Source organism: Varunaivibrio sulfuroxidans (genome assembly GCF_029318635.1).
Classification (GTDB): domain Bacteria; phylum Pseudomonadota; class Alphaproteobacteria; order Rhodospirillales; family Magnetovibrionaceae; genus Varunaivibrio; species Varunaivibrio sulfuroxidans.
The window spans coordinates 1,989,555-2,015,431 of the sequence record NZ_CP119676.1; the positions used below are offsets into that span (position 1 = coordinate 1,989,555).

18 protein-coding genes and 1 tRNA gene are annotated in these 25,877 nt (G+C 60.1%); 4 read left to right on the forward strand and 15 right to left on the reverse strand.

The features are described from left to right. Positions 1-75: 75 nt before the first annotated feature. Positions 76-1,224, reverse strand: a complete 1,149-nt coding sequence (ribA, locus tag P3M64_RS09410) for a GTP cyclohydrolase II (RefSeq protein WP_132937586.1) — start codon at positions 1,222-1,224, stop codon at positions 76-78. Positions 1,225-1,554: 330 nt separating this feature from the next. On the opposite strand from ribA, the gene P3M64_RS09415 reads away from it, so the two are divergent. Next, positions 1,555-2,244, forward strand: a complete 690-nt coding sequence (locus P3M64_RS09415; RefSeq protein WP_132937585.1) for a response regulator transcription factor — start codon at positions 1,555-1,557, stop codon at positions 2,242-2,244. Positions 2,245-2,549: 305 nt separating this feature from the next. On the opposite strand, the gene P3M64_RS09420 is transcribed toward P3M64_RS09415, so the two are convergent. The 5 genes from P3M64_RS09420 to P3M64_RS09440 all read right to left on the reverse strand — a co-directional run bounded on the left by P3M64_RS09420 (position 2,550) and on the right by P3M64_RS09440 (position 9,034). Then, on the reverse strand, positions 2,550-3,206 hold the full coding sequence (locus tag P3M64_RS09420; RefSeq protein ID WP_132937584.1) for a LolA family protein: 657 nt from the start codon (positions 3,204-3,206) through the stop codon (positions 2,550-2,552). Between the two features lie 40 nt (positions 3,207-3,246). Beyond that, positions 3,247-5,625, reverse strand: a complete 2,379-nt coding sequence (locus tag P3M64_RS09425; RefSeq protein WP_132937583.1) for a DNA translocase FtsK — start codon at positions 5,623-5,625, stop codon at positions 3,247-3,249. Between the two features lie 213 nt (positions 5,626-5,838). Next, positions 5,839-7,071, reverse strand: a complete 1,233-nt coding sequence (locus P3M64_RS09430; RefSeq protein WP_132937582.1) for an ammonium transporter — start codon at positions 7,069-7,071, stop codon at positions 5,839-5,841. 282 nt (positions 7,072-7,353) lie between these two features. Continuing rightward, complete coding sequence (amt, locus tag P3M64_RS09435) at positions 7,354-8,676, reverse strand: ammonium transporter (RefSeq protein ID WP_132937581.1); 1,323 nt, start codon at positions 8,674-8,676, stop codon at positions 7,354-7,356. Positions 8,677-8,695: 19 nt separating this feature from the next. Then, positions 8,696-9,034: a P-II family nitrogen regulator gene (locus P3M64_RS09440; RefSeq protein WP_132937580.1), complete on the reverse strand. Its 339-nt coding sequence runs from the start codon at positions 9,032-9,034 to the stop codon at positions 8,696-8,698. A gap of 438 nt (positions 9,035-9,472) precedes the next feature. Here P3M64_RS09440 and ubiH point away from each other — a divergent pair, with 438 nt between their 5' ends. Continuing rightward, positions 9,473-10,744, forward strand: a complete 1,272-nt coding sequence (gene ubiH / locus P3M64_RS09445) for a 2-octaprenyl-6-methoxyphenyl hydroxylase (RefSeq protein ID WP_132937579.1) — start codon at positions 9,473-9,475, stop codon at positions 10,742-10,744. 63 nt (positions 10,745-10,807) lie between these two features. Here ubiH and P3M64_RS09450 read toward each other — a convergent pair whose 3' ends face one another. The 5 genes from P3M64_RS09450 to P3M64_RS09470 form a co-directional block, all read right to left on the reverse strand. Further along, positions 10,808-11,173, reverse strand: coding sequence for a gamma-butyrobetaine hydroxylase-like domain-containing protein (locus P3M64_RS09450; protein ID WP_132937578.1), 366 nt, complete (start codon positions 11,171-11,173; stop codon positions 10,808-10,810). Between the two features lie 97 nt (positions 11,174-11,270). After that, on the reverse strand, positions 11,271-11,447 hold the full coding sequence (locus tag P3M64_RS09455) for a Trm112 family protein (protein WP_132937577.1): 177 nt from the start codon (positions 11,445-11,447) through the stop codon (positions 11,271-11,273). Between the two features lie 55 nt (positions 11,448-11,502). Beyond that, a complete protein-coding gene (locus P3M64_RS09460; protein WP_165886192.1) occupies positions 11,503-12,228 on the reverse strand; it encodes an LON peptidase substrate-binding domain-containing protein in 726 nt (241 codons plus the stop codon). Positions 12,229-12,343: 115 nt separating this feature from the next. Then, the gene (gene trxA / locus P3M64_RS09465) at positions 12,344-13,273 is read right to left on the reverse strand and encodes a thioredoxin (RefSeq protein WP_132937575.1); all 930 of its coding nucleotides are present in this window, start codon (positions 13,271-13,273) and stop codon (positions 12,344-12,346) included. Positions 13,274-13,392: 119 nt separating this feature from the next. Next, positions 13,393-13,956 (reverse strand): prolyl-tRNA synthetase associated domain-containing protein, encoded by a 564-nt coding sequence (locus P3M64_RS09470; RefSeq protein ID WP_132937574.1) that lies wholly within the window; start codon positions 13,954-13,956, stop codon positions 13,393-13,395. A 179-nt stretch (positions 13,957-14,135) separates the two neighbouring features. On the opposite strand from P3M64_RS09470, the gene P3M64_RS09475 reads away from it, so the two are divergent. Both P3M64_RS09475 and P3M64_RS09480 read left to right on the forward strand, forming a co-directional pair. Further along, a tRNA-Gly gene (locus P3M64_RS09475) sits at positions 14,136-14,210 on the forward strand. Between the two features lie 440 nt (positions 14,211-14,650). Then, entirely contained in the window at positions 14,651-19,525 is a 4,875-nt protein-coding gene (locus tag P3M64_RS09480; RefSeq protein ID WP_132937573.1) for an NAD-glutamate dehydrogenase, read from the forward strand. Positions 19,526-19,555: 30 nt separating this feature from the next. Here the strand turns inward: P3M64_RS09480 and P3M64_RS09485 are convergent, their stop codons facing one another. The 4 genes from P3M64_RS09485 to P3M64_RS09500 form a co-directional block, all read right to left on the reverse strand. After that, positions 19,556-20,065 carry a response regulator gene (locus P3M64_RS09485; protein WP_165886191.1) on the reverse strand — a complete coding sequence of 170 codons (510 nt, stop codon included), beginning with the start codon at positions 20,063-20,065 and terminating at the stop codon, positions 19,556-19,558. A gap of 242 nt (positions 20,066-20,307) precedes the next feature. Continuing rightward, positions 20,308-21,876: a bifunctional phosphoribosylaminoimidazolecarboxamide formyltransferase/IMP cyclohydrolase gene (purH, locus tag P3M64_RS09490; protein WP_132937571.1), complete on the reverse strand. Its 1,569-nt coding sequence runs from the start codon at positions 21,874-21,876 to the stop codon at positions 20,308-20,310. A 124-nt stretch (positions 21,877-22,000) separates the two neighbouring features. Next, positions 22,001-24,025: a polysaccharide biosynthesis protein gene (locus P3M64_RS09495; protein ID WP_243644657.1), complete on the reverse strand. Its 2,025-nt coding sequence runs from the start codon at positions 24,023-24,025 to the stop codon at positions 22,001-22,003. Between the two features lie 138 nt (positions 24,026-24,163). Then, the gene (locus tag P3M64_RS09500; RefSeq protein WP_165886190.1) at positions 24,164-25,855 is read right to left on the reverse strand and encodes a heparinase II/III family protein; all 1,692 of its coding nucleotides are present in this window, start codon (positions 25,853-25,855) and stop codon (positions 24,164-24,166) included. Positions 25,856-25,877: the final 22 nt, after the last annotated feature.

The following is a 25,877-nucleotide window of genomic DNA, read 5'->3' on the forward strand; positions in this document are numbered from 1 at the left end:
AATGGGGCGAACGTATTTAGACGGGGCAGAATTTTCCTATTGCGACGGCGAATTTTTGGGCGTGGCGCGCCTTCCTTAAAACAGATGTCCGCCGCGTGTCGATTTTGTATTCAGGTATATTTCGTTGTGGCGGTTTGACGGAAAGCTGTGGGGCACCCGCTCGCTGACGGCAATGCCGTGATGGGTTAACGCACCAACCTTTCGCGGATTGTTGGTCAGCAGGCGTACCGACGCAACGCCCAGTTGCTTGAGCATTTGAACGGCGGGGAGATAGATCCGCTCGTCGGCGTCGAAGCCGAGCTGTTCGTTGGCGTCCAGCGTATCGAACCCGCGATCTTGCAAGGCGTAAGCGCGCAACTTGTTGACAAGACCGATGCCACGGCCCTCCTGGGCGAGGTACAGCAAGACGCCGCTGCCATGCTCGGCGATGGTTTTGATGGCGCCGCGCAGCTGATCCCCGCAATCACAGCGCAGCGATCCCAGAAGATCGCCGGTGAAACATTCGGAATGCAGGCGCACCAGGACGGGGGCCGTCGCGTCCAGCGTGCCGATGACGATGGCGAGATGCTCCAGGCCGCCGTCTTCGGGGCGAAAGGCGATGATCCGCGTTTGTTCGCTATCGACAAGGGGGACATCCGCCTCACTGACTTTTTTCAAGGTGCGCGCGGCGACGGCGGCATATTGAAAAATATCCCCGGCGTCGATCAGGATATAGTCGCGCCGCGCGGCCCATCCGGCGATGTCATCGGCGTCGGGGGCGGTGATCGGGGCGAGCAGGGCGGCGGGGAGGAGCCGCGCGATCTTGTTGAGGCCGGCGGCGGCGCTTTCGCTACTATGCTCGTCGATGACTTCGGTCTTGATCCGCGCAATATCGCTTTCGTGGAGGGTTTCCAGGGGATTGCAAAGGCGATGCAGACGCCCGGCGTCCGGTATGGCGTCGAAGATAATACGGACGACCTTCGATGGGAACGACCCAATTCCCAAAACGGCGGCGCGCCGCGCGGTGATGGCCAGATAAGGGTCGCCACCCGCGGCCTCCTTAAGGGCGGCGGCGGATTTCTCCGTCACCGCCTCGGCGCCCTGCGCCAGGACCGCCCGACCGCCGGGACCAAGGATGACGACAAAGCGCCCGCGTCTGAGATCGGAAACGGCGCGCTCGACCGTAAGCAAGGAAACCGGCTGGCGGGAACGCGGGATAACGTTTTGTTCCGTACGATGGGGCATGAGGTTCGGGGGTCTCGGGGATGGTTGGGCGCTAAGTTCGGCGAAGGACGCCCGGTTGACGAAGGGTGCGATGACCAAGTGTGGCGCGCCGAGCGCGCAGGCGAACAATACCCCGATGGCGGCCCAATGAAAAGCGTCGAGTGTCCGATGTATGATCGAAGTAAGTCCGAGGCAAATCCGGGGCGCAGCGAACGCACACGACGCCCGCACCCGGTCCGAGTTGCATGTCTGCGTTTTTTAATTAAACTGGGAACGGGTATAACGCTATAACATACCTTGAAAGGCCTGGGTTCGCCCCCAGGGCGCGCAGGAACGAGAGGGTCCGAAAGTATGACGGCCGCCAAACGGATACTTATCGTCGATGACGATGAGACGCTTCTTGCGATGTTGACCGAACAACTCACCTTGCTTGAGGAATTTCAATGTGACGGCGTGGCGACGGGAGCCGGCGCCTTGGAAACGGTTCGCGAACGGCATTACGATATCATTTTGTTGGACGTCGGCCTTCCCGATATGGACGGGCGTGAAATTTGCCGCCTCTTGCGTAAAAGTGGGGTAACCGCTCCGATCATTATGTTGACCGGCGCGGACACCGACGCCGACACGATCTTGGGGCTTGACGCGGGCGCCAACGATTATGTCACCAAGCCGTTTCGCTTGGGCGTTCTGGTGGCGCGGTTGCGCGCGCATATCCGTCAGTTCGAGCGTAGCGACGATGCCGTGTTCATGATCGGCCCCTATTCGTTTCAGCCAAGCAATAAAATTTTACTGGACGAAAACGCGGATAAGAAGGTGCGCTTGACAGATAAAGAGGTTGCGATCTTAAAATTTCTCTACCGCAACGGGGAAAGGGTCATTTCACGAAATGTGCTGCTGGATGAGGTTTGGGGCTATAACGCCGGCGTGACGACCCATACTCTGGAAACCCATGTCTACCGGTTGCGCCAGAAAATTGAAGCCGATCCTTCAAACGCCGAAATTTTGGTGACCGAACCGGGAGGGTATCGTCTGGTGGTGTAAGGGGTCGCGGGGGATTTTTGAAGGTGGACGGCGCTTGGATAAAAAACGAAAGACGCCCGGCTATGGGGGGATAGCCGGGCGTCTGCGGTTTCATTGGAAACCGGGCGGTCGAAGAAGGGGGGATCGTTCGACCGCCGGGTCGCGGAACATAGAGCGCGACCCTCTCGTAGCCTATAGATGGTGTTTGCAGTGGGTGCGGGCTACTCTCTGGAATGCATTGCAGCCATGTGACAAAATCATACGTGCGACGCCACTATGCGTATGGGCGTATGGGCGTATGTCGGGCGCCTGTGGCGAAGGGACGGTTAATCCTTGGGGCGCGACATCAAGGGTGCTTTGAAGTGGAAGAGCTTGGGGTCGAGAGGGATTCCGAAGCGGGCGTTTTGCAGCGAAACGGTGGTCAAAATCCCTTGGGCGTCCTTAATTGTCCACTTGCGCAACGTGAGGGGGTCATCGTCGAAGACCAATGTTAGGACACCGCCGAGTGGATCTTTCTTGCGCACCACAGAGACGCGCAGAACGTGATCCGCCTTCACAAAATCGATAATCTTGAGGTCGCCGCCGGTTAGTTTGATATTTTTGTTAAGCAAGATATCCGCGGCGGTGGAGCCGATCGGCACATATGAGACCTGATTCAGTTCGGTGTCGTTGTAGATTAAAAACCGGCCGTCGGCGACAATAAGAACATGCACCGGCGGCGCGTAGGTTATGCGCATCTTCCCTGGCCGGGATAGGGAAATGACCCCCTGGGAATACCCCCCCTGGCTGGACACCTGAAGAAACCCGGCCTGTAGGGTGTGGATGTTGTTCAAATAGGTTTGAATGCGCGCAATATCGGAACGATCCCCGGGGGTCAGGTCGGCTAGAGTGGGCTCGGCGCCGCCGTTTGGCGCTGTCGCGGCGGCGGCGGTTCTGGGCAGCAGCAGCGCCGCCAGGGCGACGACGGCGGCGATGACGAGCATGGCCGCGACGACCCATGAAACAAAAGGGGATTTGCGTATTTCAGGTACCGTATTCACTGACATCGCCGATTAAGACCTCGCGCCTTCCGACCCGATTGGCCTTTGTGACAACGCCTTGGGATTCCATTTCTTCGATAATGCGCGCCGCGCGATTGTAACCAATTTGCAGGTGCCTTTGAATAAAACTCGTGGATGCCTTACCCTCGCGCGCGACCAGCGCGACGGCCTCGTCGTATAGGGCGTCGGCGTTGGACGTACCCGCGCCGCCGCCCCCCATGGGAGTGTCCTCGATATCTTCGGTCACGGCGTCGATGTAGTCTGGGTTGGCCTGTGATTTCAAGTGCGAAACGATATCTTCCACCTCTTCGTCGGAAACGAAGGGGCCGTGGACACGGGTGATTCGCCCACCACCGGCCATATACAGCATATCGCCCTGACCGAGAAGTTGTTCCGCGCCCTGTTCGCCAAGGATCGTGCGCGAATCAATCTTCGAGGTGACCTGAAACGAAATTCGGGTTGGAAAGTTGGCCTTGATGGTGCCGGTGATGACATCGACCGAGGGCCGTTGGGTCGCCATGATCATATGAATGCCCGCGGCGCGCGCCATTTGCGCCAGGCGCTGCACGGCGGCCTCGATATCCTTGCCCGCGACCATCATCAAGTCGGCCATTTCATCGACGACGACGACGATGTACGGCAACGGGTCCATCGACAGGCCTTGTTCCTCGAACACCGGTTTTCCGTCCGCATCGAAACCGGTTTGCACTTTGCGGGTTAGGGCCTCGCCTTTCTTGCGCGCCTCGCCGAGGCGCACGTTGTAGCCGCCGATATTGCGCACGCCAAGTTGCGACATGGCGCGATAACGCTCCTCCATTTCGCGCACCGCCCATTTGAGGGCGACGACCGCCTTTCCCGGCTCGGTGACCACCGGCGAGAGAAGATGGGGAATCCCGTCGTAAACCGAAAGCTCCAACATTTTGGGATCGATCATGATGAACTTGCAGTCTTCGGGCGGGTATTGGTAGAGCAGCGATAGGATCATCGTATTGACGCCGACCGACTTTCCCGAGCCCGTGGTGCCGGCGATCAAGAGATGGGGCATGCGGGCCAGATCGACAATCACGGGCAGGCCCCCGATATCCTTGCCCAGTGCGAGATTGAGCTTGCCGCCGGCGCGTTCGAACGGATCGGACGATAGGATTTCGCGCAGGTAAACCATCTCACGGGTCTGGTTGGGGAGCTCAATGCCGATCACGTTGCGTCCGGGAATGACCGCCACGCGCACCGAGATCGCGCTCATCGAGCGGGCGATATCGTCGGACAAGCCGATTACCCGGGATGTTTTGGTGCCCGGCGCGGGTTCCAGTTCGTACAACGTGACGACGGGACCCGGGCGGACCTTGACGATTTCGCCCTTGACGCCGAAGTCCTCCAGCACCGAGGCGAGCATGGCGGCATTTTGGGCCAGGGCGTCGGCGTTGAGCGTTCCACCGTCGGATGACGGTTCGGGGTTGTCCAGTAAATCGAGCGGAGGCAACGCATAGGTCTCGCCGGGAATAAGGTCAAGGCTGCGCTGCCGCTGTTGGGCGGCCTTGCGCCCGGCTTTGGCGCGCGGACTTTTCGGGGCGACGAGGCTGTCTTTGGACGGTGCGTGCGCGGTGGCTTTTCGTTTTTCTCGGCGGGGTTTGCGCCGGTCGGCGACGATCGGTGCGGCGTTGGCGTCGTGGGGCGCCATGAGGCGCCGCGGTAGGGCATGAGCATGGGCGAACAACCACAGGGTGGCGCGGCCCAGGGCGCTGTTGGTCAGCGCCAATCCACCGGCGATAGCGCGCCAATCCGACCGGGGCAGCGCCATGGCGAAGGCGGCCCCCAACGGCGCGGGGAGAAAGCAGAAGATGCCGAGCGTCATGGTGTTGATCCAGCCGGGCGGCGCGCCCCAACCTTGCAAGACGGCGACGAGGCGATCGAGCAAAACCGATCCGACGACCCCGCCCAATCCGGTCGCCAGGGGCCACGATGTTGGGGTGCGGACGACGCTGAGCGCCATTGCGAGGACGATCAGGGTTGCGGCGAGGACGCTAAAGCGTAGCCACAGTGCCGAGATACGTTGATAGCGCAGTAAACACCAAGCCCAGGAGAGCAAGATCACGGTCAGTAGAGCGGAACCCAAGCCAAGCGCCTGCAGGGCGAGATCGGCGCTGCTTGCACCGGGGGCGCCCATCCAGTTGCGCACCGGTCCGAGTGTGGCGCTGTTGAACGAGGGATCGCTCGGGGCGTAAGAAACCAGGGCCAGCGCGAAGGCGATGCCTACGGCGCCCAGAAATAGGCCAAATCCTTGCAGAATTCGCTGCCGTAAAAAGAGGATAACCCCGTCGGGCAGTAACGTGCGGGCGGCGGTTTTGTCCGATGTTTGTGCCATGAAATAGTTGTAGCCGAACAAGGATTGATAAGACCTTAACGGCGAGGTTCATCCAAGCCATTTTCGGGGCGCTCCGTCCCGCAGGGATTTGTGAAAACTGCCCCAGGAACGTCGTCGAAGACTTTTGAAAGTGAACGGCACTTCCGGCAAGTCTTCTCCTCGGCTTGTGACATTTTTCACAAACCAGACGCATCAGATGAAGAGGTCCTGACCCTAGCCGCGGAGGTCTTCCTCGGGATACGCGCCGATATGGTGAATGGCGATATCCGCGCCGACGAATTCCTCTTCCTCGCTTAATCGGATTCCAATCGTTTTGGAAAGGATGCCGTAAACGGCAAAACCTGCGATCAGGGCGAAAATTACCCCGGCCAGAGAGCCGATCAACTGGGCCGTGAAGCCGACGCCGCCCAAGCCCCCCCATTCTTTAAGCCCGAAAATGCCGGCGGCGACGCCGCCCCACAGGCCACATAGGCCGTGTAGCGGCCATACGCCGAGGACGTCGTCAATTCGCCATTTCTGCTGACATTTGCCGAATCCCCAAACGAAGAAGGCGCCCGCGATGGCCCCGGTCGCCAGGGCCCCAACCGGATGCATCACGTCGGAACCGGCGCATACCGCGACCAAGCCGGCCAGCGCGCCGTTATGCACAAAGCCGGGATCGTTGCGCCCGGCGAGCAGGGCCGCAAGGATACCGCCGACCATGGCCATTAGAGAATTGATGGCGACCAGTCCGCTGACGCCGTCGATAGATTGGGCGCTCATCACATTGAAGCCGAACCAACCGACGACAAGGATCCACGACCCTAGGGCGAGGAACGGAATATTGGACGGCGGGATACCGATCATTCCGCCGTCGGCGCGGTAACGGCCGTGGCGCGCGCCCAAGGTGACCACCGCGCCGAGCGCGATCCACCCTCCCATGGCGTGAACGACGATGGATCCGGCGAAATCGTGGAAGGGGTATCCGAAGGTTGCGCCGATCCAATGCTGAAAGCCGAACCGGGTTCCCCAGACCGCCCCTTCGAAGGTCGGGTAGACGATGCCGACCAAAATGGCCGTGGCCATTAACTGAGGGAAAAATTTTGCGCGTTCGGCAATACCACCTGAAATTATGGCGGGAATGGCGGCGGCAAACGTCAGCAAAAAGAAAAACTTAACGAGGTCGTAGCCGCTTTTTCCAAAGACATGGGCCGGGACGTCTCCATGCCCGATCAGGACGTTCGCGCCGTTGAAAAAGGTAACTCCATAAGCCACCAGATATCCGACAAAAAAATACGAAAGAGTCGAAACCGCGAAATCGACAAGAATCTTAACGAGCGCGTTTACTTGATTTTTCCGGCGTACCGTGCCGACCTCCAGGAAAGCAAAACCGGCGTGCATGGCCAAGACCATGACGGCTCCCATCAGGACGAAAAAAACATCGGTACCCGTCCGTAACGAATCCATGTGTAACTCCCCAAGCCATGGCGTTGTAGACAGATGTGCGATGGGAACCGCATAACAAAATTCATGCCATGTTTGGATTTGGGGGTGGTTTTTTGGTGTGAGCCCAAGGGACACACGACCAAAAGCGATGTCTGGGATGTTTCAAAAGTACGATTACGCTGCCTTTTTAAGGCTTAATATTTATGCAAAAAAGGCGATATTGCTTAATTTATGCGCAAATAAAAAGACCGGAGGACTTTCGTCCTCCGGCCAAACCGAGAGTGAGCGGGGTAACTTGGGGAGTTACACGGTATGGGATCCACGCCCAAACTCGGGATAGGCTTCCATCCCCAGTTCGGCTTTATCCGAGCCGATCTCTTCTTCTTCCTCGGAGCATCGGATGCCGACGGTATACTTCAGGGCCAGCCAGACGATGGACGTTGTGACCAACACGAAGGCCCCGATCGACACGACGCCGATCAGCTGGGTCGAAAAATGGGTGTCGGGGTTGGTGAACGGAACCGCCATGGTGCCCCAGATGCCGCAGACCAAGTGGGCGGAAAGCGCGCCGACCACGTCGTCGATCTTCAGCTTGTCGATCAGGGGAACGGCGAGGACGACCAGAATACCGCCGATCGCGCCGATGATGATCGCCGAACCCAGCGTTGGGGTGTCGGGACCGGCGGTGATCGACACCAGGCCGCCGATGGCGCCATTGAGGGCCAGGGAAAGATCGACCTTTTTGTACATCATCTGGGTCATCGCCATTGCGGCGACGATGCCCGCCGCGGCGGCCATGTTGGTGTTGGCGTAAATATTGGCCATCGCGATGACGTCCGCCGCAGAACCCAGGGCCAACTGCGAGCCGCCGTTAAAGCCGAACCAGCCAAGCCATAGGATAAAGGTGCCCAGCGTCGCCAGCGGCATGTTGGAGCCGGGGAAGGGCTGGATCGATCCGTCGGCGTGGAACTTGCCTTTACGCGCGCCCAAGATGATCGCGCCGCTGAGGGCCGCCCAGCCGCCTACGGAGTGGACCAGGGTCGATCCGGCGAAATCGGCGAAGCCCAACTTGGACAGCCAGCCGCCGCCCCACTGCCACGCCCCGGTGATCGGGTAGATGACGGCGGTCAGGACCGTGGTGAAGACCAGGAACGGCCACAATTTAATACGCTCGGCGACGGTGCCCGAAACGATCGAGGCCGCGGTGGCGACGAAGACCATCTGGAAGAACCAATCCGACGATGCGGAATAGCCGGCGTCGAACTTGCCCGCCAGCGCGGCGGCGTCGTCGGCGGCCCAGGGGGCGAAGGTGCCGATGAAACCGCCATCGACGCCGGTGTACATGATGTTGTAGCCGATCAGGTAAAACATGATTCCGGCGACGGCGTACAGCGAGATGTTTTTTAGGCAAATGGTGGCGGTGTTCTTGGAGCGCACCAGGCCCGATTCGAGCATCGCGAATCCGGCGGCCATGAACATCACCAGCGCGCCGTTGAATAAAAAGGAAAAGGTGTTGAAGACGTATGTGGTCTCGGTGGTGTTGTCGGCCAGCGCGGGGGCCGCGGAAAATACCGCGCCAAGGCTGGCGAAAAGGGCGATCTTAAAGATTTTTCGTGTATTCGACATGGGTTAGCTCTCCTGTGCCTTAAAGGGCTTCGCCGTCGGCTTCGCCGGTACGGATACGAACGGCCTTGCCCAGGTCGTAGACGAAAATCTTGCCGTCCCCGATCTTTCCCGTCTGGGCTGATTTTTGAATGGCCTCGACGATGGCCTCGACGCGGTCATCGTTGGCGGCGATTTCGAGTTTCACCTTGGGTAGGAAATTCACGGTGTACTCGGCGCCGCGATAAATTTCAGCCTGACCCTTTTGCCGGCCGAAGCCCTTGACCTCGCTTACGGTCATGCCCTCGACGCCGAGCCCGGTTAGGGCCTCGCGGACTTCGTCCAACTTGAAGGGTTTGATGACGGCCATGATCAGCTTCATCGATGTGACTCCCCCTGGAGGTTTGAGACCGACGGCCCACGACACGAATGGGTCCCGCAATACGAGCGACTCACTGTGTTGGTGGCGCGGTCTCGGTTAACGCTATGTTCGCGCGGCGGTACGGTCCGCCCGCCTATGCTGTTACAAGAGCTATGCCAGGACGCCAAAAAATTAAAAATTTTATATAATTCAATATATTACAAGGTATTCCATGAGGCTTGATCATAAAATGAGCAATTGTACATGACTAAATTTTAGCCATGATTACGCTCTATGCTCCTAAAAGAGGCAAAAATATCCCTTCTTGTCGTGCGGTCGAATTTTATCTTGGGGACGAGTCCGCCCGCCGGGCTTGGCCTACGTTCCGGCGGGTGTTAAAAATGCACCTTGGTTCGCGGCGCACCGTCGCGACATTTCGCAATAGAAAGCATGCCTTTCATGGTTAAAGCTAAGTTGACGTCGCCAGATACGTCGCCAGACGCCCCGCTTGAAGTGGATGTTCTGGTGGTCGGCGGAGGGCTGGTCGGGGCCACTCTGGCCATAGCTTTGGCGGGTGCGGGGATCACCGTCGCCCTGGTCGATCGAGAGAATCCGGCGGCGGTGCTGAGGGCGCAATTCGATGGGCGCTGCTCGGCGATCGCGCAAGCTTCGCAGCAGGTTTTGCGTGGGTTGGGGGTGTGGGAAAATATCGCGTCCGAGGCGGCGCCGATCGAACAAATTCGCGTCAGCGATGGGGGTTCTCTTTTTTTTCTACATTACGACTGTGCCGAAATCGGAGATGATCCCCTCGGGTTTATGGTCGAGAATAGGGTCATGCGCAAGGCGCTGCAGCTGCGCTTGGAGGACGAATCCGGGGTTGCGTATTTCGCCCCCGACGGTATAGACACCCTGGCGCGCACGCCGGGGTTGGTGCGCGCGCGCCTTGAAAGCGGGCGTGAAATTCAGGCGCGCTTGGTGGCTGGATGCGAGGGGCGGCGCTCGCCCACCCGGGAGGCCGCCGGAATCGCGCTCACCCGTTGGTCGTATCGTCAGACGGCGATCGTGTGCACGGTGGAGCATGAACGCTCCCACAACTTTATCGCCCACGAACATTTCCTGCCCGCCGGGCCGTTCGCCATTCTGCCGCTTTTGGGAACCAAGGAAAAACCGGGCCGCCGCTCGTCGTTGGTATGGACCGAGCGGGCGGACATCGCCCCGGCCATGATGGCGCTGAATGACGCGGATTTTCTTGCCGAACTGTCCAAACGGTTTGGCGACTTCTTGGGTGAACTGAGGGTGGTCGGGCCGCGCTTCAGCTATCCTCTGTCTCTGCAATACGCCCAACGTTCGGTGGATCGGCGACTGGTGTTGGTGGGTGACGCATCCCACGGCATGCACCCGATCGCCGGGCAGGGGTTGAACATGGGACTGCGCGACGTCGCGGTGTTGAGCGAACTTTTGGTCGATGCCGCACGCCTGGGTCTGGATCTGGGGGACGCGGCGTTATTGGAACGCTACGAACGGGCCCGGCGTTTCGACAATCACGTGATGTTGGCGATGACCGATGTTCTTAATCGTCTCTTTTCAAATGATTTCACTCCCCTGCGCTTGGCGCGTGATTTGGGCTTGGGGGCGGTCAATAAGATGCCGGGGGTGAAAAAATTCTTCATGCGCGACGCCATGGGGCAATTGGGCGCGCTGCCTCGTTTGATGCGCGGCGAGAAATTGTAGGGTGGACTCCCGGCCACTGTCCCCGGTCGCCACCAGATGCCTTAGTGGCGACCGGGGCCGGACCTAGCGGGGGTCGCGGCTGAGGCCATGAGCCTCCAGATTCTCCAAGTAGGTTTGCCACATCGCGTCTTGGTTTTCGCCGAACGCGTACAGTGTCGCCCAAGAGTAGATGCCGCTGTCGTGGAGATCGTCGAATTTAATGGCGATGGCGTAGTTGCCGACCGGCTCGACCTCCAAGATCGCGACATGACGCCGCCCACCGATAATTTTCTTTTCATCCGGGCCGTGGCCCTGAACTTCGGCGGAGGGACTTTCCACGCGGAGCAGCTCGGCGGGAATTTTAAATGATTTTCCGTCGTTGAAATCGATCTCGAGAAGTTTTTCTTCGCGGTTGACGCGGATTTCGGTGGGAATGGGGCTGTTGGTCATTAGAGAGCATCCTTTAGTTATCGGTTTTACCGAACGACGCCCGCCCCGGTGGGCGGTATGCGTCGGTATTGGGTTGGGGTCGGGCGTTGCGTCGCCCCTAGAGCGGGCGCGCTTCGTCGGCCAGCATGATCGGGATGCCGTCGCGAATGGGGTAGGCTAGATTGGCTTTCACGCTGATCAACTCCTGGTGCTCGCGATCGTACTTCAACGGGCCCTTGGTCAGGGGGCAAACCAAAATTTCCAATAATTTTGGATCGACGGGTGCGTTTTGCATCGGGGCGAATTTCCTTCTGTATGTCGGACCGTTCATAGGTTGAGGCCGCGGTGCGTCAATGCCGCGCCGGGGTGGTGTTCGTAGGAGCGCCCACCTGGTGGTTCGCCATCGTCAGTAAAGACATCAGTAAGGCGTGGCGGCGCGCAGGATCGGGGGACTCTAAAAGCGCCTGCTTTTCACGGGCGTCGAAAGGGCAGTTCATGGCTAACGTCGTGACCAGGGTATTCAGGGGCATGCGCGCCATCTCGTCCCAGTCGGCCTCGATCCCACGGCGTTCGAAGTAGACCCGTGCCGTATCGGCCAAATATTCGCGCGTGTCTTTTTGGTCGGTAAATATCGATTCGGGATCGGCCGTCCGGTCGATATTGAACGCGCCGTAATCGACGGAGGCTTCGCGGTATCCCCGTGCGGTTAACCGTGCGGGTCCGGCAAGCCGGAAACGATGAACGCCCAGCAAGGTAATCAGGTATGTTCCCTCATGGGTTTCATCGAAGGAGACGATCCGCCCGGCGCAGCCCACGGTATACAATGGGACGTCGTCGGGAGGCGGGCTGTCGTGGGAAGCCATGGGCTGGATCACGGCGATAATCCGCCCGCGCGAGAAAGCATCTTCGACCATGTGCAGATAGCGCGGCTCGAAGACATTCAGCGACAACTGGCCAAGCGGTATCAGCAGGGCCCCCGGAAGGGGAAACAGCCCCAGGCTTTCGGGAAGTTCGCCCAGGCTTTCGGGAAGCTCGTCCAGGCTTTCGGGAAGCTCGAATGTCATCGGTTTAACCATGGGGGGCGCTCCGTCGGATCTTACGTGCGCGAACGGAACCCACGTGCCGCCCATCTGTTCGGGGGTGGATCGAGGGGGAACGAATCAAGACAAGGCCTCCCATGGTATTCGCGCCTCAAGAAAAAAGGATGCTCGACATGCGTCGCCGCCCATCTTGGGTACGAGGATCGTCATTGCCCAGGGTGTCGAAGATTTTAATCAATTGCTTGCGCGCGGCCTGTTCGTTCCATTGGCGATCGCGGGCGAGCAGATCGAGCAGCGTGTCGATGGCCCGCTCGGGCTGCGCCGTCGCGAACAATCCCTTGGCCAACTCCAGCCGGGCTTCGTGGTCGTTCGCATTGGCGTTCAGGCGCGCTTCAAGGGCGCCAAGGTCCCCGATGTTTTCGCTGGCCTCGGCAAGCTCCAGGGCGGACAGCGCCGCGCCGATGTCCGCTTGGGCGCGGGCCTTGGCGTCTAGGCCCCCGATCAGAGCGTGCGCCCGCGGGAAGTCTTTTTGCAGGGCGATCGCCCGAACCATGCCGGCAATAGCCTTGACGTTGCCCGGATCGTGCGCCGCGACTTGAGCGAAAATACTTTCGGCGCCGGCTCCGTCGCCGTCGTCGAGGGCGCCTTGGGCCTGTTCGAGGGCCTGGTCGATCGGTGACGCCGCGCCCTGGGTCAGGCGGTCGATAAAGCTTTTGATTTGACTCTCGGGGATCGCCCCGGCGAAGCCATCGACCGGCTGGCCGTTTTTGAAGGCGAATACCGTGGGGACGGATTGCACCCGCAATTGTTGGGCCAACGCCGGATGCTCGTCGATATTGATCTTGACCATGCGCACAAGACCACCGGCGCGCTGAACGGCTTTTTCCAGCATCGGACCCAGAGTCTTGCAGGGGCCGCACCACGGCGCCCAGAAATCGACGATGACGGGCGTCGAGCGGGAGGCCTCGATGACATCGGTCGTGAAATCCTGGGTGGTGGAATGCTTGACCAGATCGGCGTTGCCGGCGTTCGTGACGGAAAGCGGGTCTTGAGTTTGGCTGGGATCGACAATCAGCGGCATGGAATTTCCTGTCTTCAATTCGGCCGGTCTTTAGGTTCGGCCCATTTTCGATTTTAGTTTGTCTTCAACTTGGTCCGCCCTTGTATCGCGTGGGGACCACCATCCCTTAAATGGCTGGTTTACCCGTCCGCCGCAAGTCCCCCGGCGGGTGACGCGCCGTCTTTTTCGCCGGTTTCGAAGGCTAACGAAACGATCCGTGGCCGATGGCCCGTCAGGTGAAAAAAATCTAACAGATCCGAAGTGTCGATAGTGGTCGTCCGGGTGTTGGTTAAGGGGTGAAAGTTGAGGCGATCGTGGCGTTCGAGCATTTCCTTGTCGAGGACAAGGCGAACCCGGTGGGTGCTGTCGTTGATGAGCGCGAGCGGGGTCACGGAGCCGGGCGCAACGCCCAGCGCGTCGAGCAACAGATCCGGTTTGGCGAACGACAGGTGGGCGCTGTCGATGCGCCCTTTAAGGCCCTTTAGGTTGACCGGACGATCTTCCAGCGTGACCACGAGCCAGAGCGCGCCTTTTTTATCCTTGAGAAAAAGATTTTTACAGTGCCCGCCGGCGATCTCGCCCCTGCGGGCGCGGCTTTGCGCGACCGTGTGCAAGGGAGGGTGGGTGACGGTCGAGCAACGGTATCCCCGGCTCTTCAAGAGGGCGAGCAAGGCGTCTGGGGTTATCTGAGCGGGCGCGTTCATGCCGTCCACAATACCCTATGGCGCGCGGCGGGCAAGTCCCTCGCGTCCGTTCGGGTGGGCGATCCTCGGGCGGCAAAGAAGGGCGGCGTGCATTTTTCTTGAAACAGGTGCTTGCAAAGCGCGGTGCTTTGCGTATTATCTGCCCGCTTCCCACGGGATGTCTTTCCGATATGGGGTATGCGGGCGTAGCTCAGGGGTAGAGCGCAACCTTGCCAAGGTTGAAGTCGTGAGTTCGAATCTCATCGCCCGCTCCATTTTCTTTCTGCCATGTGTTTTTTGATTAGTGTTTATAGGCGGTTCTCGTCCCGGCTTTTGGCCTGGACGGTGCGTGTTTTCGCACCCTTTTCCTTATCTCCGGATCCCTTCTCTGTTCGTTTATTCGCGCTCTCCTTGCGGGGGGTTCGGGAATATGTGTATCGCGGCCATGCCGTACGCATGAAAAAGTGTGCATAAAACGTCGTGGCGCGAGCGTAGGGCGCCATGCGAACGACAATACGGTGGTATTCCCGTTACGATGTTCCACATAATCTGAAGAAGGATCCGTTTCTAAGTTCGAGGCGGCGCGCGGGCGATATGCGAAAACACGGTAAAATCGGGAATGGCCCGACGAAAAACATGATAGAAAAATTGGATTGAATACAACCGAAATCACAAACAGGCACCCGAATATCCTTGGGTGACGGAGGCAATATTCATGAACGCTGAGTTGGAGCGCAAGGCCGCGCGTATTGGCGAGGCCGTGACCATCGCCCGCAAAGGGCTTAAGGGAGACGCCGGGGACTTGGCGGAAAGATTTCTGCGGGGTTACTACGCACACGTTCCCCCCGAGGACGTTATCGCCTTCAGGCCCGAACGGCTGGCCGGCGCGGCCGGCGCGCACCGCGCCATGGGGTCGGTGCGCCAGCGCGGAAAACCGAAAATTCGCGTTTACAATCCCAGCGTGAGTCAGCATGGATGGCGGATCAGCCATACCGTCATCGAAATTGTTACCGACGATATGCCGTTTTTGGTCGATTCGGTCACGTCGGAATTAAACCGCAGGGGTTTGAACGTGCTGTTGACGTTGCATCCAATTTTGCGGGTGCGACGCGATGCGCGGGGACGGATGCTCGACGTTCTCGATACCGGCGTTTTGGGCGCCGACGATGGGGTTTTCAACGAATCGTTCATGCACATGCAGATCGCGGCCATTCCCAAAACGCTGTTCAGGGAAATCGAGCGGGCGATCGCGGACGTCATCGGCGATGTCGTGGCCGCGGTCGAGGGCTGGCAACCGATGCGCCTGCGCCTGGGAGAGTTGATCGACGAACTGGAATCCCTGCCCATCGGGGTATCCCTGGATGAAATCAGCGAGGTTCGCGATTTCCTGCGCTGGCTATACGAAGACCATTTCACTTTTCTCGGGTATCGCGAGTACACCTTCAGCGGCACCGACGACACGGCGAAAGTCTCGATTAACAAAGGCAGCGGTCTGGGCGTACTGCGCAACCCCGACAAGATCGTCTTTCAAGAGCTCCACGAGTTGGCGTCATTGCCGCCCGAAGTCCACGATTTTGTCCATCGCCCCGACCTTCTCATGGTCAACAAAACAAATACCCTGTCCACCGTGCATCGTCCGGTGCACATGGATTCGGTCGGCATTAAACGTCTTGACGCCCAGGGCAAGGTGGTCGGCGAACGGGTTTTTGTCGGTCTGTTCACGGCGTCGGCCTATACCCGCAGCCTGAGGGACATCCCCCTGCTTCGTCGCAAGATGTCGCGGACTTTCGATCGCGCCGGGCTGCCCGCATCGAGCCACGACGGTAAGGCGCTGCTGAATATCCTCGAAACCTATCCCCGCGATGAATTGTTTCAGATTTCGGAAGATACCCTGCTCGACATCGCCCTTGGAATCTTGCACCTGCAAGATCGTCAGCGGGTGGCGCTTTTCCTGCGTAAGGACGATTTCGAGCGGTTCATTTCATGCCTGATCTACATTCCCCGCGACCGCTATACGACGGACTTGCGCATGCGTATGCAAGCGGTTCTCGAAGACGCTTTCGCCGGTAAGGTGACGTCTCACTCCGCCCAACTGGGATCGACCGCCTTGGCGCGCCTGCACGTCATCGTCGAAACGACGCCGGGCGCGATTCCCGAATTCAATGTTGATGTCCTCGAAAAGAAACTGATCGACACCGCGCGATCGTGGTCGGACAGCATGCTCAACGTTCTGATCGGATGTTGCGACGAACAGGAAGGAACGCGCCTTTTCCACCGCTACCAAAAGGCCTTTCCGGCGGGGTACCGCGAACGTTACGACGTCGCCGACTCGCTGGAAGATATTCTTCATGTCGAAGAAACGAGCCAGGAAAATCGTCTGAACATGAACCTTTACCAGGATGGCGATGGCGCCGATGGGCGGTTCCGCTTCAAGGTTTATCATCCCGATCAACCGTTACCGCTATCCGACGTCCTGCCGATCCTAGAAAGATTGGGTCTTCGGGTGGTGGACGAAATTCCCTACCGCGTCCGTCCGGGCAACAAGGATGAAAACGGCGCGCCGGAAACCGTCGTGATGATTCACGACTTCGGCCTCGAAGCCCACGGCGGCGCGGGCGTCCTAAAGGACGTGCGCCAACCTTTTCACGACGCCTTTCGCCGGGTATGGGAAGGCGACATGGAGAGCGACGGCTTTAACGCCTTGATCCTGAAAACGGGCATGTCATGGCGTCAAGTTACGTTTCTACGCGCCATGGCCAAATATCTGCGCCAGACCGGCATTACCTTTTCCCAGGAATACATGGAACGCACGCTGGTCAACAACAGCGATATCGCGGTCCATATCGTGGCCATGTTCGAGGCCCGCTTCAAGCCGCAAAAAGCCAAGGACGCTTTGGCCCGCGCCAACCGTCATGGCGGGCAAATCCGCGCCAATATCCTCGGCACCTTGGAGTTGGTGAGTAGCGCCGATGAGGATCGTATTTTACGGCGCTACGTCAATCTGGTGGACGCCATGGTCCGTACGAATTACTTCCAGATCGACGCCGACCGAGAGGCGAGGCCCTACATGTCGTTTAAGTTTTCGAGCGCCGATCTCGAAGAGTTGCCGTTGCCTCGACCGTTTCGTGAAATTTTCGTTTACAGTCCGCGAGTCGAAGGCGTGCACCTGCGTTTCGGCCTGGTTGCGCGCGGCGGTTTGCGCTGGTCCGACCGGCGCGAGGATTTTCGTACAGAGGTTCTTGGCCTGGTCAAGGCGCAACAGGTCAAGAACGCGGTGATCGTTCCGGTCGGTTCGAAGGGCGGCTTTTTCGTCAAGCGCCCGCCGGTGAGCGGCGATCGCGAAGCCCAGCTGGCGGAAGGTATTGCATGCTATAAAACCTTTATCCGCGGATTGCTGGATTTGACCGACAATCTCGATCGGCAAGGCAAGATCATTCCCCCAACCCAGATGATGCGCTACGACGGCGACGATCCCTATTTGGTGGTCGCCGCCGACAAGGGGACGGCGACCTTCTCGGACATCGCCAACGGCGTTTCCGAGGAATACGGCTTCTGGTTGGGCGACGCCTTCGCCTCGGGCGGCAGCCAGGGGTACGACCACAAAAAAATGGGCATTACCGCCCGTGGCGGGTGGGAATCGGTCAAGCGTCACTTTCGCGAGATGGGGATCGACTGCCAGAAACAGGCCTTCACCGCGATCGGCGTCGGCGATATGTCGGGTGACGTTTTCGGCAACGGCATGTTGCTGTCGCCCTATACCCGCCTTCAGGCGGCCTTTAACCACATGCACATCTTTATTGATCCCAATCCCGATCCGAAGGCGAGCTTCAAGGAACGCAAGCGGCTATTCGCCCTGGCGCGTTCGGGCTGGAGCGATTACAAGACGGCGGCGATTTCCGGCGGAGGCGGCATCTTCGAGCGCCGGGCGAAATCGATCCAATTGAGTCCCGAGATGAAAAAAATGTTCGCGGTTACCGCCGACAAGGTGACGCCGAACGAGCTCATTAAAATGATCCTGAGGCTAGACGTCGATTTGCTGTGGTTCGGCGGCATCGGGACCTACGTCAAAGCCGGCCGCGAAAGCCACGCCGACACCGGCGACCGGGGGAACGACGCGATTCGCGTTGACGCCACCGAAGTGCGCGCCCGCATCGTCGGCGAGGGCGCCAACCTGGGCCTGACGCAAAACGCCCGCGTCGAGTACGCGCTAAACGGTGGGCGGCTGAATGCCGATTCGATCGACAATTCGGCGGGGGTCGATTGTTCCGACCATGAGGTCAACATCAAAATCTTGCTTGATCGCGTCGTGGCTGACGGGAAGTTGTCCAAGAAGGCGCGCAATGCCCTGCTGGCGAAGATGACCGACGAAGTCGGCGCGTTGGTCCTACGCGACAATTATCTGCAAACCCAGGCGATTACCCTGGTGCAGACCCAGGGAACGGAAATCCTGGACCATCAGATGCGCCTGATGCGGATGTTGGAAAAGGCGGGGCGGTTGAACCGCACCGTGGAATACCTGCCCGATGATGAAACTCTGAACGAGCGGGCGCTTGTCGGCAAGGGGCTAACCCGACCCGAGGTTTCGGTCTTGATGTCGTATAGCAAAATTTGGCTGTATGACGAATTGCTGGCCTCCGACGTGCCGGAGGATAAATATCTCGCCGATGATTTGGTGCGTTATTTTCCGACACCGTTGCAAGGCGCGTACGCCAACGATATCGCCAAACACCGCTTGCGCCGCGAGATCATCGCCACCCGGGTCACCAATTCGATGATCAATCGCGTCGGCGGCACGTTTGTCACCCAGCTAATGGAGAAAACCGGGATGCCGGCGGCGGACATCGCCCGCGCCTACGCGATCACGCGCGAGGTGTTCGCCCTCAGGGAAATCTGGGAGAAGATCGAAACGTTGGACAACAAGGTTCCGGCGCATACCCAGACCTCCATGCTGCAAGATATCAACCGGCTGACCGATCGGGTCACGCTTTGGTTCCTGCGCCATGGCGTGCATCCATTGGATATCGCCCATTACGTGGATCAGTTCTCTCGGGGAACGGCGACCCTGAAGAAGGGGCTGGCCGGCGTCCTGCCGCAAACCTATTTCGACGATCTGCACAAACGGGCCCAGGTCTATATCGGCGACGGCGTGCCCAAGGATCTTGCCCTGACGGTTGCGGGCTTGGTCAATATGGTCGGTGCGCCCGACGTGGTGCGCTTGGCCGAGGCTCACAAGATCGACGTCTGCAAGATGGCCAAGTTGTTTTATAAGGTTGGCGCGCGGTTTCGCCTGGGTCGCCTGCGCGCGGCCTGCGAATCCCTGGAATCGCAAAGCCACTGGCAAAAATTGGCGATCGCCGCCCTGCTTGAGGAACTCTACGCCCATCAGGTCGCCCTGGCATCCCAGGTCTTGGCGATGGGCGGCGCGGACCTGTCCAAGGCCCTTGAGATCTGGTCGGTCAAGAACAAAGTGGCGATCGACCGCACGGAACAGTTGCTCAGCGAACTTTGGGCCGGCGACGTTAACGATGTTTCGATGGTTGCGGTGGCCAGCCGTTCCCTGCGTGCCTTGGCCGAGAGCGTGCCCGCTTAACGGCGCACGCGCCGCTCTTTATTGGGTGGGTCAATCGATATCGGTTCCCGCAAGCTTAAGCGCCTCGCGCGCCTCTTTGAGGGCGTCTTCGAGTCCGCATGCGCATTGTTTTTCGCATTTGTCGCGATGTTGAACGAAGGGCAGCATGCGTAGGAGGGCATTTTTGAGGTCGATGCTGTAGCGCGCCAGGGTGCGCCGGATGATCAGCTGAATGTAATCGGCGTCCGCCGGCTTGGTTACAAAATCGTTGGCCCCGTTGCGAAAACATTGCACGGCGATATTTTGGTCGGTGTTTACCGTGAGCATGATCGCAGGCACGGTCAGACCGCGTTTGCGGACTGTACGCAGCAGGGACAACCCGTCCAAGTCCGGAAGATGATAGTCGATTAAGAGTAAGTCCGGGGCGTCGGCAAAAATACGCTTGAGGGCGGATTCCGCCGATGGTTCACACAAGACCTCGTATCCTGCCGCGCTCAGCATGGCGTCGAAGTATTCAAGGAGGTCCAGATCGTCATCAATAATCAGTATGCGCACGGGCATGTGAACGCCTTTGTCGATTCCATTCATGGCGGACCACGCCGTGGTGCGGAAGGCGCGCAAACGCGAAGAATGCAAATGTAGGCTTGCCGTTGAACGGCCTTTAACCTGTCGGTGATACACCAACGATGTTTGGTTGTATATCCCCGAGAAAATATTTTTATTGCGCGCAAACGCAAAGAAAACGCGGCGCGCCATGAACCCTGGCCACGCCGCGTTTATCCTGAAGGAAAAGGTGAGCGATCTTAATGACGGAAGTGACGCATTCCGGTAAACACCATGGCCAGGCCGGCGTCGTCGGCGGCCTTGATGACGTCCTCGTCGCGGATCGAGCCGCCGGGTTGGATAACCGCCGTCGCGCCGGCCTCGGCGGCGGCCAGCAGGCCGTCGGCGAAGGGGAAAAAGGCGTCCGAGGAGACCACCGAACCCTTGGCCCAGCTTTCGCTGTCGCCGGCCTGGGCAGCGGCGGCCTCGGCCTTGAAGGCGGCGATGCGCGAGGCGTTGACCCGGCTCATCTGCCCGGCGCCGACGCCCACCGTCATCGCGTTCTTGGCGTAAACGATGGCGTTGGACTTGACGTGCTTGGCGATGGTGAAGGCGAAGCGAAGGTCGGCCATTTCCCGGGCGCTGGGTTGGCGCTTGGTGACGACTTTCATGTCGTCCAGCACCTTGTTGTCGCGCCCTTGCAACAAGAAGCCGCCGGCCAACGACTTGATCATCAGGCCGCCCTCATGGGCCGGAGCCATCGCCCCGGCGCTGAGAACGCGGATGTTCTTCTTCGTGGCCAAAATAGCCTTGGCGTCGTCGTCGATATCGGGGGCGATGACGACCTCGGTGAAGATCTTGACGATTTCCTCCGCCGTCGCGCCGTCCAGGGTGCGGTTCAGGGCGACGATACCGCCGAAGGCGCTTTCGCTATCGCATGACAGCGCTTTTAAATAGGCCTCTTTCAGGGAGCCGCCCAGGGACACGCCGCATGGGTTGGCGTGCTTGATGATGGCGCAGGCGAGATCGTCGAACTCGGAGACCAGCTCGAACGCGGCGTCGGTATCGTTGAGGTTGTTGTAGGACAGTTCCTTGCCCTGCAACTGGACCGCGTTGGCGACGCCGGGGCGGTCCTCGCCGTTGACGTAGAACGCGGCGTCTTGGTGTGGATTCTCGCCGTAGCGCATGGTTTGTTTCAAGGCGCCGGACAGGGTGAAGGTCTGTGGGAACGTCTCTCCCTCCTGTTCGGCGAACCAGCGCGAAATGGCGCTGTCGTACGCCGCCGTTCGGGCATAAGCGCGATGCGCCAAGGTGCGCCGGAAAGCCGCCGAGGTCGTCCCCGCGCCGCCGGTCATTTCATCCATCACGCGAACGTAATCCGACGGATCGACGACGACGGTGACGAAGGCGTGGTTTTTCGCCCCGGCGCGGATGAGGGCCGGTCCACCGATGTCGATATTTTCGATGCAAGTGTCGAAGTCGGCGCCCTTGGCGACTGTCGCCTCGAAGGGGTATAGATTGACCACCAGCAAATCAATGGCGGCGATATTGTGATCTTTCATCGCCTGGATGTGCTGCGGGTTGTCGCGCACCGCGAGCAGGCCGCCGTGGATTGTCGGTTGCAGGGTTTTCACCCGGCCGTCCATGATTTCAGGGAACCCGGTATGCTCGGAAACTTCGACGACATCGACGCCGGCGTCGCGCAGCGCTTTGGCCGACCCTCCGGTGGATAGAATTTCAACGCCGTTTTTTGCGAGAAACTGGCCGAACTCGGCAAGGCCGGTTTTATCGGATACGGAAATAAGGGCGCGGCGAATAGGGGCGGACATGGGGCGGTTTCTCCCGGGGAAAGGCGATGGCGTTAAGGATAGGTGGAGTAAACGCTAGGGGTATACCAGCGCGCCCGCGTGAAAACCAGAATTTCCTAGGAAAAAGCACACGCCTTGGCCGAGTTCATCCGGTTTTTTCTTTTTCGCGCTCCCGTGGTCCAGACGTTTCCAGGCCAGGCGTTTCCAGGCCAGGCGTTTCCGGGCCGGGCGTCTCCGAGAAAGACCGTCCCGGGGTCCTTTTATCTCGCCCATGGTGTGCGGGCGGGGCGTATTCGGGAACGATAGCCTTGATGACGGCCATCACGCCGCCCTCGTCCTCGTCGATCGCGGCGGCGTTAAGGGCGTCCAAGGCTTTGCGCAGGACGTCGATATCGCTGACCCTGGGCGTCGCCAGCAGAATGCCGGGGCACGATGTCGCCACCAGGGTCTCGGTGCCGTGTAAGACCTCCTCAAACAGTTTTTCGCCGGGCCGAGGGCCGGTGAAGGTGATTGCGATGTCCTCGTCGGGGCGCAGCCCGGCGAGGCGGATCATGGTTCGGGCCAGATCGACGATCTTGACCGGCGCGCCCATGTCGAGGACGAAAATTCGTCCCTCGCCGGGAATATCCCGCACGCCGATCGCCGAGGCTTGCAAGACCAGTTCGACGGCCTCGCGGATGGTCATGAAATAGCGCGTCATGTCGGGGTGGGTGACGGTGATCGGCCCCCCCTCGGCAAGCTGGCGCTGAAAGAGTGGGACCACGGAGCCGGTCGATCCCAGCACGTTGCCGAAGCGTACGGTGACGAACTTGGTTTTGGCGTCTTTGGCGCGATCGCGGTCGAGGGCCTGACAGTAGGCCTCGGCGAAACGTTTCGTTGCGCCCATGATGTTGGTGGGATTGACCGCCTTGTCGGTCGAAATTATGACCATGACGTCAACGCCGGCGGCAAGACAGCCCTCGGCGATATTGGCGGTGCCCGCCACATTGGTGCGCGCGCCTTCGAAAATGTTGGTTTCCACGAGGGGGACATGTTTCAAGGCGGCGGCGTGAAACACCAGTTCGGGGTGGAGCCGGGCGAAAATCCGATTAATCCGCGCGCCGTCGCGAACATCGGCGATAACGGCGTGGCGAGCGATCTCGGGATGACGTTTGAACAGCGCCATGTCGATCGTGTATAGGGCGAATTCGGAACTGTCCAGAAGGACGATTTCGCAGGGGGCGAAATCCGAAACCTGACGCACCAATTCGGAACCGATCGAACCGCCCGCCCCTGTAATCAAAACCCGTTTTCCGCGCACCAATTCGGCCATTTGGGCGCGGTCGAGCGGCGTTTGCGGCCGGCCTAATAGATCGGCGATGTCCACCGGTTTGAGGGTTAACGTATCTGCTGCGCCGCTTTTAAGGTCGGTCAGGCGGGGCAATCGGGCAAGGGACATGCCCAGACTTTCTGCGGTCTCCAACAGGGCGTTCATGTCCGTGCGTGAAAATTTGTCGTGGGTGACGATTAGGCGCTGGGGGCTTTCTCCCTGGGCGCGTAGGGTGGCGACGACCTGGGCGATGTCGTCGATCGCGCCCATGACGCCGACGCCCTGGATGTCGCGCCCGACCCGCCGCGAGGATTCGGCGACGATTCCCACCGCGCGGTAAGGCGCGCCGCCGTCGCGGCCGAGGGCGCGCAGGAACAGTTCGGCCTCATCGTTCGCGCCGACCAGCAAAACGGGAATGGAGGACGCCGTGGTGGGGTGTACGGTCCATTCGAAGCGGCGGTCCTTGATCAAGCGATACAAGAAGCGCGGTCCGCCGAGGAGGGCCATCAGCACGAACCAGTTGATGAACGGGAGTGAGCGGGGCACCGATTCCAAGCGCGTCATGATAAAGGTCAGAAGGAAAAAAATTAGAATCGCCAGCGTCACCGCTTTTGTAATGAGAATGAGGTCGCGCAATGAGGCGTAACGCCAAACGCCGCGGTACATGCGTAACGACAGGAAGACACCGGCGCAAACCGTCGTGAACGCCGTCGTGTCGAGGATAAGAATATCGGTTGGAATCTGCCCGAAATCCCCCCCTAGGCGCAGTAAAAGAGCAAGGACAAATGATGCGGCGGCCATCGCGGTGTCGTGGACGAAGGCCACGGTGCTGCGGGGGCTGTGAAAGGGCGTCAGGCGCACGGCGACGCCCCCTCTTGGATATGTGGGGGAACGGGGCGATGCACGGATGTATCGACGATGGTGAACATAGCTGCACTATAGCGCCCGGCGACGGTGTGGCCAGTCGATTTTTTATCTTCGGGGCGGTGACGACGCGCCTCAAGCCTCGCGTATGAAGGCCCATTTCACCAGGGCGCCCGCGGCGCTTGTTTTTCCGCGCAAGACGATTTGCTCGGAGCGCTTGCGCCCGTCCTCCCGCCCCAGGTAGACGCTTTCCTCTAGGGCGACCTCGGCGCCGTTCGCGCGCATCCGCCAGATTTCCTTGCGCCCGATTTTCAATAAAACGCCGTGCCCTCCTTGTACCGGGGAAACCTGCACCGTGGGGTGCAGGTGAAAGCGGATATCGAAGGCGATCGCACGCAGATCGGCGCCGTCGTCGCGCGGTGCGGCGGCCGGATCGAGACGGTCCTCGCCGCGTAGCGACAGGCCGTCGTGCGCGAGGAAGAGGGCGCGGTGATGAATCAATCCGAATTTTTCGACGTATCCGTCATGCGCCGCTTCGACCAAGATGCCCTCGTCCGAGGGTCGGCGTTCGCAGTGGGTGACCCGCGCCGCGCGCCGCACCGCGCCGGCGGGCGTGAATGTGGACGAGTCATGCCCGCCCAGGCCTAAGGTCGAATGTGCTGCGGTGGCGCGAAGGGCGCCATGCCAGGGGTCGGAAGCGTCGTTTCTGGCCCCGCAGTTGACGACGATGCGGTTCTTTCCCGAGCTCATTTCGAAACTCAAGGTCCCGGCGTGCGTGTCATAGCCGATGTCTTGAGATGGCGCGCCGGTGTCCATAATGACCAGCGTGTTGGCCGCGCCAAGGCGCTGAAACCCCGTATGTGGCGCGCTCGCGGGGGCCTGCGATCGGGTGTCGGCCTGCGCGAGCAGAAGATCAATGGCGTCGCGCGCACCCTCATGCGCGCCGTTGAACAGCGCCAGGCCGCCGTCGCCATGGCGCATGGCGCGCACCATCGGAGCGATGCGGTCGATCGCGCCCTGCACCTCGGCGGGGACGTTTTGTCCGGCGCCGAGCAGAACGGCGCGTACGTCGATGCAGTCGCGCAAAACATCGAGCAAACGTTCGGGGTTGCGTTCGACGTGGCCGCCGTCGGCAAGAACCTGAAGAGCCAGCCCTCGCTCCAGTTGTTTCAGGGCGCGGTGGAGGAGGCGGGTTTTGCCGGGCAGGGCGCAGGCGCAAAAAATTAACGCCTTGGCGCGATGGATACGTCCGGCGCCATCGCGACGCGGTCCGGCCACGCGGGCCAAGTGACGGCATTGCCGTTCGATCGCGCCAAGAAGGCGGCGCTCGAAAGCGTCCGGCGCGCCCCGGGCGAGGAACTCAAAATTCCAGATCCAGTTGATCAGCCGTTCGCTCAAAATATCGGCGCGCCATGGTAAAGGGACGTAGTTCTGGTACCGCCCCAACCAGCCGTCGATATGGATTCGCGCCTGATAGCGCGCGCGCGGGTCCGAGCTGACGGAAAGATCGTTGAGCCAGTGAAAACCATGCAATTTTTCCAACCACGGGCGCGACACATCTTCCGGCAGGGCGTAAATGGCGGCAAGACGGTGGCGTTCGCCATCGAAGGTGAATTCTCCGTCGGTCAGAAGGGCCCCGACGTCGGGCGCGCCGGGCCATGGCCGCCCCGCTAAGGGGGTCAGTCCGCGCGGCGGTGGCGCCCACAGGGTCAGGCGATAGGGGGCGGATGCGAATACGGCGTGCAGCCACGGCGCGCCGTCGCGAGGATGCGATGGCGTGGCGGCTAGGGGGTCGTTCACCGATGGTGGTGGTATGTCGTCGGTCATTCTCGGTCCCTCGTTGCGCGGC